Source organism: Streptomyces noursei (assembly GCF_016917755.1).
In the GTDB taxonomy this organism is placed as follows: Bacteria; Actinomycetota; Actinomycetes; order Streptomycetales; family Streptomycetaceae; genus Streptomyces; species Streptomyces yunnanensis.
On sequence record NZ_CP070326.1, the window covers coordinates 2136891 to 2149260 of the forward strand.

9 protein-coding genes are annotated in these 12370 nt (G+C 74.4%); 1 reads left to right on the forward strand and 8 read right to left on the reverse strand.

The annotated features are described in order from the left end of the window. Window positions 1-68: 68 nt before the first annotated feature. From JNO44_RS09380 to JNO44_RS09405, 6 genes are all read right to left on the reverse strand, one after another. Window positions 69-1643 (reverse strand): fatty acyl-CoA synthetase, encoded by a 1575-nt coding sequence (locus JNO44_RS09380; protein WP_205362952.1) that lies wholly within the window; start codon window positions 1641-1643, stop codon window positions 69-71. 54 nt (window positions 1644-1697) lie between these two features. Continuing rightward, the gene (locus JNO44_RS09385; protein WP_205362953.1) at window positions 1698-2720 is read right to left on the reverse strand and encodes a tetratricopeptide repeat protein; all 1023 of its coding nucleotides are present in this window, start codon (window positions 2718-2720) and stop codon (window positions 1698-1700) included. Further along, window positions 2710-3333, reverse strand: a complete 624-nt coding sequence (locus JNO44_RS09390; protein WP_205362954.1) for a hypothetical protein — start codon at window positions 3331-3333, stop codon at window positions 2710-2712. Before JNO44_RS09390 ends, JNO44_RS09385 begins: the two co-directional genes overlap by 11 nt. Before the next feature lie 141 nt (window positions 3334-3474). Beyond that, on the reverse strand, window positions 3475-5025 hold the full coding sequence (locus JNO44_RS09395) for an acyl-CoA synthetase (RefSeq protein WP_205362955.1): 1551 nt from the start codon (window positions 5023-5025) through the stop codon (window positions 3475-3477). Between the two features lie 75 nt (window positions 5026-5100). Further along, window positions 5101-6219 carry an NAD(P)H-dependent flavin oxidoreductase gene (locus JNO44_RS09400; protein ID WP_205362956.1) on the reverse strand — a complete coding sequence of 373 codons (1119 nt, stop codon included), beginning with the start codon at window positions 6217-6219 and terminating at the stop codon, window positions 5101-5103. A 71-nt stretch (window positions 6220-6290) separates the two neighbouring features. Next, window positions 6291-7871: a phytoene desaturase family protein gene (locus tag JNO44_RS09405; RefSeq protein ID WP_205362957.1), complete on the reverse strand. Its 1581-nt coding sequence runs from the start codon at window positions 7869-7871 to the stop codon at window positions 6291-6293. Between the two features lie 195 nt (window positions 7872-8066). On the opposite strand from JNO44_RS09405, the gene JNO44_RS09410 reads away from it, so the two are divergent. Beyond that, window positions 8067-9365: a glycoside hydrolase family 27 protein gene (locus JNO44_RS09410; RefSeq protein ID WP_205362958.1), complete on the forward strand. Its 1299-nt coding sequence runs from the start codon at window positions 8067-8069 to the stop codon at window positions 9363-9365. A gap of 64 nt (window positions 9366-9429) precedes the next feature. Here JNO44_RS09410 and JNO44_RS09415 read toward each other — a convergent pair whose 3' ends face one another. Next, on the reverse strand, window positions 9430-11418 hold the full coding sequence (locus tag JNO44_RS09415) for a serine/threonine-protein kinase (protein ID WP_205362959.1): 1989 nt from the start codon (window positions 11416-11418) through the stop codon (window positions 9430-9432). Window positions 11419-11444: 26 nt separating this feature from the next. Continuing rightward, window positions 11445-12362, reverse strand: a complete 918-nt coding sequence (locus JNO44_RS09420; RefSeq protein WP_205362960.1) for an oxygenase MpaB family protein — start codon at window positions 12360-12362, stop codon at window positions 11445-11447. Window positions 12363-12370 lie beyond the last annotated feature (8 nt).

The window sequence follows — 12370 nt, forward strand, 5'->3', positions numbered from 1 at the left end:
AGTGGAGCTCCCATCACGCGCTGGTCAGTACCGATTCCCAGCATGGCAGCGGGCACTGACAGCCGCCCTCAGCGCGCCGCCCGGCGGGTGTCGAACCGCTCGCGCAGCGCACGCTTGAGGACCTTGCCGGAGGCGTTGCGCGGCAGCGCGTCCACGAACACCACCCGCTTGGGCACCTTGAACGGCGCCAGCCGAGCCCGCGCCGCCGCGATCAGCTCCGCCTCCCCGACCACGCCGTTCTCCTCCGCGCCGTCGGTGCGCCGGACCACCACCGCGGTCACCGCCTCGATCCACCGCTCGTCCGGCAGCCCGATGACCGCGACCTCGGCGACCTGCGGATGGGCGTAGAGCGCGTCCTCCACCTGGCGCGAGGCGACCAGGACGCCACCGGAGTTGATGACGTCCTTGACCCGGTCGACCACCGTGAAATAGCCCGCCGCGTCCCGGACGGCCAGGTCCCCCGAGTGGAACCAGCCGTCCCGGAACGCCTCCGCGGTCTCGCTCGGCTTGTCCCAGTAGCCGGTGCACAGCTGCGGCGAGCGGTAGACGACCTCGCCGCGGGTGCCGTCCGGCACCTCCCGGCCGTCCTCGTCCACCACCCGGGCCTCGACGAACAGCACCGGACGGCCGCAGGACTCCATCCGGCCCTCGTGCTCGTCCGGGCCCAGGACGGTGGCCAGCGGGCCGATCTCGCTCTGGCCGAAGCAGTTGTAGAAGGCGAGGTGCGGCAGCCGGGCGCGGAGCCGTTCCAGTACGGGCACCGGCATGATCGAGGCGCCGTAGTACGCCTTGCGCAGCCCGCCGAGGTCCCGGGTGTCGAAGCCGGCGTGCTGGGTCAACGCGATCCACACCGTGGGCGGGGCGAACAGGCTGTCCGCCGCGCCCGCTTCCACCAGCGCGAAGATCCGCTCCGGATCGGGCCCGTCCAGGAGGGTGTTCTCCGCCCCGACCGCCAGATAGGGCAGCAGGAAGACGTGCATCTGCGCGGAGTGGTAGAGCGGCAGCGCGTGGACGGGGCGGTCGCTCTCCTTCAGGTCGAGGGCGATGACGGCGCTGGTGTACTCGTGCACCAGCGCCCGGTGGGTCATCATCGCGCCCTTGGGGAGCGCGGTGGTGCCCGAGGTGTAGAGCAGCTGGACCAGGGTGTCCTCGGACGCCTCGGGCAGCGCACCGGCGTCGGCCGCCGCCCCGTCCTGTGCCGGCTGCTCCGCCAGCCGCTCCAGCAGCCCGTCCGGCGCGCCGTGCAGGGGGACGGCCCGGGTCCCGGCCGGCAACCGGGACGCCAGCGCGACGTCCGTGAGCACCAGGGCGCTGCCGGACTGGTCCAGCAGGTACGCCAGTTCCTCGCCGGTGAGACCGTGGTTGACCGGCACGTGCACCAGCCCGGCGCGGGCGCAGGCCAGGAAGCCGATCAGATACGCGTCGGAGTTGTGCCCGTAGGACGCCACCCGGTCGCCGGGGCGCAGCCCCTCGGAGCGCAACACCCGCGCGGCGGCGGTCACCGCGTCGTCCAGTGCGCGGTAGCTCCAGCTCCGCCCCGCGTACCGGACCGCGGTCCGTTCCGGCACCCGACGCGCGCTGCGCCGCAGGACCCCGTCGACCGTGTTGCTGCGCGCTCCGGGCGCGTCCCTCGCATCCGTCATGCGGCGATCCTGCGGTGCGCCCGGGGGCCGGTCAAGGTACTGGACGGGGGCGGGTCACGACGCGTCGCCGGCGGGTGCCGCGCCGTGCCGCAGGACGGCGAGCCGGTCCGTCAGGGCCCGGGTGGTGGCGTCGTCCTCCCCCAGGACCCGCACGCAGTCCGCGAGGGCGTGCGCGTACACCTCCCGGGTGTGGTGCGCGTCCTGCGCGGCGGACTCCTCCCACACGGCGAGGGACGAGGCGACGTTCTTCTTCACCCGGGCCTCGCCGGACGCGTCGCCGAGGGTCCGGAACTCGGCCAGGGCCTGCCAGGACGCCGCCAGCGCCTGCTCGATCCGGCCGTCCTGGGCCAGCGCCCCGGCGAGGTTGGTGAGCGTGCGGGCCCGGCCGTGCCGGTTGCCCGCCGCCGCGAACCGTTCGACCGCCTGCTCGTACGCGCGCACGGCGTCCGCCGACAGCCCCGCCGCCAGCAGGGAACTGCCGAGGTTGGAGAGCACCGCGCCCTGCCGCGGGTGGTCAGCGGGCAGGTCCGCGCTGGCCTGCCGGCCCAGGTCGATGGCCTCCGTCAGGTCGCCTTCGTAGCCGGCGCGCTCGTAGCGGATGCGCAGGGCGCTGCTGAGGCTGGCGAGCGCGGCGGAGCGCTGGGGCAGACCGGGCGGGATGCGGACCACCGCCTCGCGGCCCAGGACGATCGCCTCGTCGAGGTCGTCCCAGTTGCCGGTGTACTCGGCCCGGGCGTGCAGGGCGCCGATCAGGTTGGGGATGGTGGCGGTCAGCTCGGGGTGGCTGCCCTCGGGCAGCTGGGCGGTGTGTGCCGTCTGGGCCTCCCGGAAGCAGTGGATGGCGGCGTCCAGATCGGCCACGGAGGAGGTGAGTTGGAAGCGGACCATCCGGATCAGGCCCAGGTTGGACAGGATGGTGATCCGCAGCGGTCCCGGCGGGGTGGCGGTGAGCACCTTGTCCAGGGTGGCGATGGCGTCGTCCGTCTCCTCCAGCCCCCGGTGCAGCCGGCGCGGGGATTCCAGGATCTCCGCGGCCCGCAGTGCCGTCGCCGGATCGATCCCGTGGTCAGTGCTCATCGTTGCGCTTCCCGTCTTCGGCGTGCCGCTGGTCGAGTACCGCGGTGATCCAGATGCGCGCCAGCCCCTCGTCGTAGAACTCGATGGTCTCGGTGCCCCGTTGTACGCGGATGACGACCCGGGGGTCCCGTTGCGACGGTACGCCGGGGGGCTGCGACGGGGGCGGTGCGCCGCCCGGGTCGGCCGGCGGATGGACGTGCACACCGCCGTTGATGGCCCCGGCCTGCACCGTGGGGCCGAGGAGTCGGGCGTGTCCCTCGACGAGGTTGCCGCCCCCCGTCCCCGGCCCCGGCCCCGGCCCCGGGGCGTCCGCCGGTGGCCGCGTGGTGCGGTACCACAGCAGCTCCCACCACTGGGCGGAGCGCGGCAGGTGGGCGCCGTCGCTGGCCTGTCGGGCGAAGCCGTCCAGCAGTTCGACGAAGGCCAGCAGGACGGCGCACGAGGTGGGCACCGCGCCGGCGTGGAACCAGCCGTGGACGGCCGACGGGGTCGGCCACTGGCTGACCGGCAGCTGCCCCTGGGACAGCTCGACGAGCTTGTCCACGGCCGGACTTCCGGCCGCGCGGTACAGCTGCCGCAGCTCGCCCCCGAGGTCTTCCGCCGGTTGCTCCACCTGTTCGACTTCCCCCTGAGGACCGTGTGCGCACTCCGATGAGTTTCCTCGGCACGAGCCGTGTCAGGGGTCCAGGCTAGCCGTTGCGGCCGGAGCGGCTCGCGTCGCCTCGGGGGGTGGGAGGTGCGGTGCGGCCGTCGGTCACACGGCGCGCTCCCGGCCCTCCCAGTACGGGTCGCGCAGCCGTCGCTTGTAGAGCTTGCCGTTGGGGTCGCGGGGCATGGCGGCGGTGAAGTCGACGGAGCGGGGGCGCTTGTAGCCGGCCAGTAGGCGGGCGCAGTGGTCGAGGATCTCGGCGGCCAACTCCGGTCCGGCCCGGTGGCCTTCGGCGGGCTCGACGACCGCCTTGACCTCCTCGCCCCAGTCGTCGTGCGGGATGCCGAAGGCGGCGGCGTCGGCGACGGCCGGGTGGGCGAGGAGCGCCGACTCGATCTCGGCGGGGTAGATGTTCACCCCGCCGGAGATGATCATGTCGACCTTGCGGTCGCGGAGGAAGAGGTAGCCGTCCTCGTCGAGGTAGCCGAGGTCGCCGACGGTGAAGAAGTCGCCGATGCGGTTCTTCCGCGTCTTGCCCTCGTCCTTGTGGTACGTGAAGCCGCCGGTGGTCATCTTCATGTAGACGGTGCCGAGTTGACCGGCCGGGAGCCGGTTGCCGTCGTCGTCGAAGACCGCGAGCTCGCTGATCGGCCAGGCCCGGCCGACCGTGCCGGGCTTCTTCAGCCAGTCCTCGGCGGTGGCGAAGGCACCGCCGCCCTCACTGGCCGCGTAGTACTCCTCGACGCAGCCGCCCCACCAGTCGATCATGGCGCGTTTGACGTGGTCGGGGCAGGGCGCGGCGCCATGGATGGCGTGCCGCATCGACGAGACGTCGTAGCCGCGGCGGACCTCCTCGGGGAGCGCGAGGAGGCGGTGGAACTGGGTGGGGACCATATGGGTGTGGGTGCAGCGGTGCCGGGCCATCAGGCGCAGCATCTCCTTCGGCGTCCACTTGTCCATGAGGACGACGCGGTGCCCGATGTGCAGGGAGGCGCCGGCGAATTGCAGGACGGCGGTGTGGTAGAGCGGCGAGCAGACCAGGTGGACGTTGTCGTCGAACGGCCGGATGCCGAAGATGCCGAGGAAGCCGCCGAGGAAGGTCTCCTCGGGGGGCTTGCCGGGCAGCGGGCGGCGGATGCCGCGGGGGCGGCCGGTGGTGCCGGAGGTGTAGTTCATCACCCAGCCCAGGGTCCGGTCGGCGGGCGCGGACTCGGGCTCCCCGTCGAGGAGTTGGGCATACGGGCGGAAGCCGGGGACGGCGCCGACGGCGTAGCGTCGCCCGGCCGCCAGGCCCGCCTCGTCGGCCGCCTGACGGGCCGCGTCGCCGAACCGCTCGTGGGCGATCAGCACCTTGGCGCCGGAGTCGGCCACGATCCAGGCGATCTCCGGGCCGACCAGGTGGTGGTTGACCGGGACGAGGTAGAAACCGGCCTGGGAGGCGGCGAGGTAGGCGGTGAAGAACTCCACGCCGTTGGGGAGGACCACGGCGAAGGCGTCGCCCCGTTCCAGGCCGGCCGCGCGCAGCCCGTGGACCAGCCGGTTGGCGGCGGCGTGCAGGCGGCCGGCGGTCCACTCCTCGCCGTCCGGCGCGATCAGGACCGTCCGGCCGGGGTCGGCGGTGGCCTGCGCCCAGAAGCCGTTGGGGGTGTCGGTCATGGTCGGGTCCTCCTCGGGCAGTGACGAATCGGCGGATCGATGGATCGTCGGATCGCGGATCGGCGGATCGGCGGATCAGGCGCGTCCGGCGATGCGGTTGATGCGGTCGATGGCCCGCTCGAAGCCGCGGGTGAGGTCGTCGAAGACCGCCTGGACGCTGCGCTCGCTGGTCATCCGGCCGACGATCTGGCCGACCGGGGTGCCCAGCAGCGGCTCGACCTCGTGCCGTTGGATGCGGGAGTTGGCCTCGGCGACCAGCAGCCCCTGGAGCGGCATCGGGAGGGTGCCGGGGCCGTCGGGGTCGTCCCAGGCGTCGGTCCAGGCGGTGCGCAGCTGGCGGGCGGGCTTGCCGGTCAGGGCGCGGGAGCGGACGGTGTCGCCGGGGCCGGCGGCGAGCAGCTTCGCGGTCAGTCGCCGGGAGTGCAGATCGGCCTCCTCGGTGGTGAGCCAGATCGAGCCGAGCCAGACGCCCTGGGCTCCCAGGGCGAGTCCGGCGGCGATCTGCTCGCCGGTGCCGATCCCGCCGGCGGCGAGCACCGGCAGCGGATCGACGGCGGCCACCACTTCCGGGGTGAGCACCATGGTGGCGATCTCCCCGGTGTGGCCGCCGGCCTCGTAGCCCTGGGCCACGACGACGTCGATCCCGGCGGCTTTGTGGTGCAGCGCGTGGCGCGGGCTGCCGGCCAGGGCGGCGACCCGGACGCCGTGCCGGTGGGCGCGCTCGACGACGTCGGCGGGCGGGGAGCCGAGGGCGTTGGCGAGCAGTTTGATCGGGTAGTCGAAGGCGACGTCGAGCTGGGTGCGGGCGACCTGTTCCATCCAGCCGGTGATCCGCCAGCCGGACGCCTCGCCGGGGGCGAGCGGCGGCACGTCGTACGTGTCCAGGAGCGCCGCGACGTACGCGCGGTGCTCCTGCGGGATCATCGCCTCGACGTCGGCCTCGCTCAGCGGTTGGCCCTTCGGGGCCTCGACCTTCTTGGCGGGCATCACCACGTCGAGGCCGTAGGGCAGTCCGTCGGTGTGCTCCTGCATCCAGTCCAGGTCGCGGGCCAGTTCGCCGGGTGCGGTGTAGCGGACCGCGCCGAGCACCCCGAACCCGCCGGCCCGGGTGATCGCGGCGGCCACCGCGGGGAACGGCGTGAACCCGAAGACGGCGTGCTCGACTCCCAGCGCGTTGCTCAGCTCCGTCTGCATGGGCGCAGGATGCCGCAGCGGGCCGCACGAGGGAAGAGATTTTCTGATGCTGCGCCAGAAACTGGTCTCCCTCACCGCGCCGCCGACTCCTCCAGGACCGCCATCGCCGCGTTGTGGCCGGGGATGCCGCTCACCCCGCCGCCGCGGAGCGCGCCCGCGCCGCACAGCAGGACGTTGGCGTGGCCGGTGGCGACGCCCCAGCGGGCGGCGGCGGTGCCGAGGTCGTCCGCCTCGTCGGCGTAGGGGAAGGCCAGCTCGCGGTGGAAGATGTTGCCGCCGGGCAGGCCCAGTTCGCGGTCGAGGTCGAGGGGACTGCGCGCCTCGACGCACGGGCGACCGTCGGCGTCCTCGGCCAGGCAGTCGGCGAGCGGTTCGGCCAGCTGCGCGTCGAGTTGGGCGAGGGTGGCGGCCAGCAGCTTGTCCCGGGTGGCCGGTTCCTCGGCGGTGTCGGCGGCGAACAGCCGGGCCGGGGTGTGCAGTCCGAACAGGGTGAGGGTGTGGTGGCCCCGACGGACCAGGTCGGCGCCCAGGATGGAGGGGTCGGTCAGGGAGTGGCAGTAGATCTCCGAGGGCGGCGCACTGGGCAGCCGGCCGGCCGCGGCCTCTCCGTGGGCGGTCTCCAACTGGTCGTACCCCTCGGCGATGTGGAAGGTGCCGGAGAACGCCTCGCGCGGGTCGGTGCGCGGGTCGCGGAGCCGGGGCAGCCGGGTGAGCAGCATGTTCACCTTGAGCTGGGCGCCCTCGGCGGGCGGCGGCGCGGGCTCGCCGAGCAGCCGGGCCAGTTCCCGGGGCGCGGCGTTGACCAGGACGTGGCGGGCGCCGATCGTGCCGCACCCCTCACCGGTGACCTCCGCGGTGCGGCCGTCGGTGGCGAGGGCGGTGACCGGGCAGCCGGTGACGATCTCGGCGCCGGCCCGGCGGGCGGCGTCGGCGAGCGCGTCGGTGAGGGCGCCCATCCCGCCGAGGGGGACGTCCCAGTCGCCGGTGCCGCCGCCGACGACGTGGTAGAGGAAGCAGCGGTTCTGACGGAGCGTCGGGTCGTGGGCGGTGGCGAAGGTGCCGATCAGCCCGTCGGTGAGGACCACGCCGCGCACCAGGTCGTCGTGGAAGGTCTTCTCGATCAGCTCGCCCAGGGGTCGCTCGAAGAGGGCGTGCCAGGCGGCGTCGTCGTCGATCCGGGCACGGAGCCCGGCGCGGGTGGGCAGCGGTTCGGTGAGCGTGGGGAAGACCCGCTCGGCGAGCCGGCGGGTGGTGGCGTAGAAGTCCTGCCAGGCATCGAACTCGCGGTCGGAACCGGTGAGTTCGGCGAAAGAGGCCCGGGTACGGGCGGCCCCGCCGCCGACCAGCAGGCCGGTGGGCCGGCCGGCGCGTACGACCGGGGTGTACGAGGAGACGGTGCGCTTGCGGACCGCGAAGCGGAGCCCGAGGTCCCGCACGATCTTCGGCGGCAGCAGGCTGACGAGGTAGGAGTAGCGGGACAGCCGGGCGTCGATCCCGGTGAAGGCCCGGGCGGAGACGGCGGCGCCGCCGGTGTGGTCCAGCCGCTCCAGCACCAGCACGCTCCGCCCGGCGCGGGCGAGATAGGCGGCGGCCACCAGTCCGTTGTGCCCGCCGCCGACGATGACGACGTCGTACGAAGTCCGTTCCGGCATGCCTCTTGGTAGCACGGAGGTCCGGCGACCACCAGGGAGGAAACGCGCGGCGCCGGCCGAATGAATCGTTTGTTCCGGGCGGTGCGGCTTCTTGACCGCTCGTCAGTCCGCTTCTAGCGTCCGGCCGTGCGCGCCCTGGAACCGCCCCCGTCGGCCGTTCTCATCGGCCGGCCCACCCGCCACGTGAGGTGACCTGTGTCCCATCCGTCGGTATCCCGCATCGGCCGCACCCTCCTCGGACTCACCACCGTCGCCGCCTGTTCGGCGGGGCTGCTGGCGGCCACCGCGCCGGCCTCCGCCGCCCGCGCGCCCGGCACCGCCCACGAGTCCGACTACCCCAACCTCGCCCCCACGCCCCCGATGGGCTGGAACAACTGGTCGTACTACCAGTGCGGCGGCCTCAACGAGCAGGTGGTCCTGGACAACGCACGAGCGCTGGTCCGCAGCGGGCTGGCGCACAAGGGCTACCGCACCGTCACCGTCGACGACTGCTGGATGACCAAGGAGCGCGGCCCCCAGGGCGAGCTGGTCGTCGACACGGCGAAGTTCCCGCACGGCATGGCGTACGTCGGAGCGCAACTCCACCGGATGGGGCTGAAGTTCGGCATCTACGAGGACGTCGGCAAGCTGACCTGCGGGAAGTACCCGGGCAGCCTCGGGCACTTCGAGCAGGACGCCAAGCTCTTCGCGAGCTGGGGGGTGGACTACCTCAAGGCCGACGGCTGCAACGTCCCGGTGCCCTCGGGACAGAGCAAGGAGAAGGTGTTCCACGACCTGTACACGCAGCAGAGCCGAGCGCTGCGGGCCACCGGGCGGCCCATCACCTTCTCGATCTCCGCGCCCGCCTACTTCCAGTTCGCCGGGGACGCGGTCTGGCACCGGGTCATCACGTGGTCCGGGCAGCTGGGCAACCTGTGGCGGGGCGGCGCGGACATCGCGCTGCAGCAGAGCACCCCGGCCGCGAAGTGGGCGTCCATCAGCGGCAACTTCCGCTACAACGCCAACCTCGCCGACCTCCAGCGCCCCGGGCGCTGGAACGACCCCGACTTCCTGCTGGTCGGCGACTCCGGCCTGAGCCGCGACGAGATGCAGAGCCAGATGTCGCTGTGGGCGATGATGGCCGCGCCGCTGATCTCCAGCACCGACCTGGGCAAGCTCTCCCCGGCGGCGCTGGCGATCCTCGGGAACCGCGAGGTGATCGCGGTGGACCAGGACCCGCTGGGCGTCCAGGGCCAGATCGTCCAGCAGGACGGGGACGCGGCGGTGCTGTCCAAGCCGCTGCGGAACGGCGACCGGGCGATCGCGCTGTTCAACGGCGGCAGCACCGCCCGCACGCTGTCGATCACGGCGCGCGCGGCCGGGCTGCCGGCGGCGCAGTCCTACCGGCTGCGCGATCTGGTCACCGGGCGCAGCGTGCGGACCGCCCGGACCATCATCGCCCGAAAGGTTCCGCCGCACGCCACCGTGCTCTACCGGGTCCGACCGGAGCGCTGACCCTGCGGGCCTGCGGCCCCCTGCGAGCCCCTGTGTCGTCCGCAAGGGCCCGCAGGGGCGTTGGCTACCGCCGGTGTCCGGCGCGCTCCCGGCGCAGTGCCGCGACCCGGCGGTGCAGCGCGTCCGCCTCGTCCGTCCGCCCCAGCCGCGCCAGGCACTGGGCCTGCTCGCCGCGGCTGGCCAGCGCGTCGAGGTGGGCCGGGCCCAGGGTCCGGGCGCGGGCGTCGGCGACCTGGCGGTAGACGTCCAGCGCCTCGGCCCAGCGGGCGAGCCGGCCCAGCGCCACGGCGATCTCCCGGCGGCTGGCCAGGGTGTCCGGGTGGTCGGCGCCGAGCACCCGGGCGCGGGCCGCGGCGACCTCGCGGGCCTCGGCCAGCGCCTCGTGCCAGCGGTCCTGACGGCCGTAGTTGACGCCCAGGCCGTGCCGGGCGCGGAGGGTCTCCGGGTCGTCGGGGCCCTGGGCGCGGGTGCGGGCCGCCACCAGGTCGCGGTAGTGGGCCAGCGCCTCCGCGCTGCGGCCCAGCCGGCCCAGGGCGACACCGGTCTCGTAGCGGGCGGCGAGGGTGTCCGGGTGGTCCGGGCCGAGCGCCGCCGCGCGCCCCGCGGCCACGCCGTGATAGGCCGCGAGCGCCTCCGGCCAGCGCCCCAACTGCCCTGATACGAAGGCGTGTTGCCAGCGTGAAGCGAGGGTGTCGGGGTGGTGGGCGCCGAGCACCCGGGCGCGCGCCTCGGCGACCTCCCGGGCGGCGGTCCGGCACTCCTCCAGGCGGCCCAGCCGGCCGAGGCCGACCGCGAGGTGGTGGCGGCAGCCGAGGGTGTCGGGGTGGTCCGGGCCGAGCAGCCGCTCGCGCCCGGCCAGCACCTCGGTGAAGAGCTCCTGCGCCTCGAAGTGCCGGCTCGCCCGGGTCAGGGTGTGGGCGTGCGCCAGCCGGGCGGCCAGGGTGGCCAGGAGGGCCTGGTGTTCGCCGGACGGGCTCGGCCGGTCGGGGCCGAGGGCCGGGGACGCCTCGCCGCGCAGCGGGTCGCGGGCCGAGGTCCAGACGTCGGTGAGGACCGCGACCGCCGGGTCCGTCCAGGGACGGTGCGGCGCCCGGGCGCCGACGGCCGGGGCACCGGCGGTGATCCCGCGGCTCCAGGAGGGCAGCCGCGGGGTGGGCAGCGTCAGGTCGTCCGGCGCGGGGCCGGCGCCGCGCGGGGTGCGCCGGTGGCGGGCGTCCGCCAGCCGCTTGGCGAGCTCGTCGGCGTCCCGCGGGCGCTCGTCCGGGTCCTTGGCGAGCAGGTCGAGGACGATCCGCTCGTACGCCTCGGGCAGGTCGGGGCGGACCGCGCGCGGCGGTTCCGGAGGCGTGTCGCGGTGGCCGACCAGCACCGCCCAGGCGTCGCCCTGGGCGAACGGCGGGGCGCCGGTGGCGATCTCGTAGAGCACGCACCCGAGGGAGTACAGGTCGCTGCGGTGGTCGACGGTGCCGCCGCCGATCTGCTCGGGCGACATGTAGTGCGGGCTGCCCATGGCGACGCCGGTGCCGGTGAGCCGGGCGGTGAAGCCGATGTCGTGGCCGAGCCGGGCGATGCCGAAGTCGCAGATCTTGACCGTGCCGTCGGTGGTCCGGACGATGTTGGCCGGTTTCAGATCGCGGTGCACCACGGCCTGTTCGTGGGTGTAGGCGAGGGCGGCGGCGATCTGCTCGGCGACCTCGATGACGTCCGGGACGGGCAGCGGCTGGCGCCGGTTGTCGTCCAGCAGCTGACTGAGGTTACGGCCGTTCAGCAGCTCCATGACGATGAAGAGGATGCCGTCGTCCTCGCCGAAGTCGTGCACGACGGTGATCCCGCGGTGCTGCAGTGCGGCCGCGACCCGGGCCTCGCGCCGGAAGCGCTCCCGCAACACCCGTAGGAATCCGGGCTCCTGGCGCTGCCCCATCGGCTTGAGGCACTTGACGGCGACCAGCCGGCCCAGCGCCTCGTCGCGGGCCCGCCACACCTCCCCCATGCCGCCGCGCCCGATGGTGTCGAGCAGCCGGTACCGCCCCTGGATCAGCCTGTGCTCCGCCATCCCTGTCGCCGCCCCCGCTCCCGCGTTCAGCCGCGTGGATCCCCCTGTGTGCCGTGCCCGTCCAGTATGGCGGCGGAGTCCCGGAGCTTGAAGGGACCCGGCCGCGCGCCGGGGCCGAGCCGCGCCACCGCCCGCAGGACGTGCCGCGGCGGCAGCTGCCAGCGGACCGTGGCCGGTACCGCGCGCAGCAGCCGGCCGGCGGTGCGCAGCCGGCGGGTGGCGACATCCGGCGGGGGTGCCGGCCGGCCGTAGAGCCGGTGCGCGTGGCCCGGCAGCGCCGCGTAGGCGAGCTCGGCCACCGGCCGCCAGAGCAGCTCGCGGGCCGGGACGAGTGCGGGCGGCATCGGCGGGCGCCGCAGGAAGGCGTCGACCTGGCGGGCTTCGGGGGTGAGCGCGAGCTCGGGGCGGATCCGGGCGAAGTAGGCGGCGAGGGCGGCCCGGTCGCCGGGGACGGTGTCCGGGTCCAGGCCGACGAGCCGGGCGCCGGTGCGCTGTTCGGCGAGGTAGCGGTCGGCCTGCCGGTCGGTGAGCGGGTAGCCGGAGCGGCGCAGCACCTGGAGGTAGGAGTCCACCTCGGCGCAGTGCACCCACCGCAGCAGTTCCGGTTCGTCGATCCGGTAGCGCTCGCCGGTGGCCGGGTCGGTGGCGGTCAGTCGGCGGTGCAGGCCGCGGACCGCGGCACCGGCCCGTTCGGCGGCGTCGGTGGTGCCGTAGGTGAGGGTGCCGACGAAGTCGGCGGTGCGCATCAGTCGGCCCCAGGCATCGCGCCGGCCCCGGTCGTCCATCCGGAAGGCCGCCGAGTTCTGCCGCACGCCGCGCACCGCGCGCGGGTGCAGCGCCTGGAGGTAGAGGGCCCGGACGCCGGCGATCCACATCATCGGGTCGGCGTGCAGCTGCCAGGTCACCGAGCGGGGCCCGAAGAGCCCGGGGTCGCCGGCCGTCACCGCGCCGC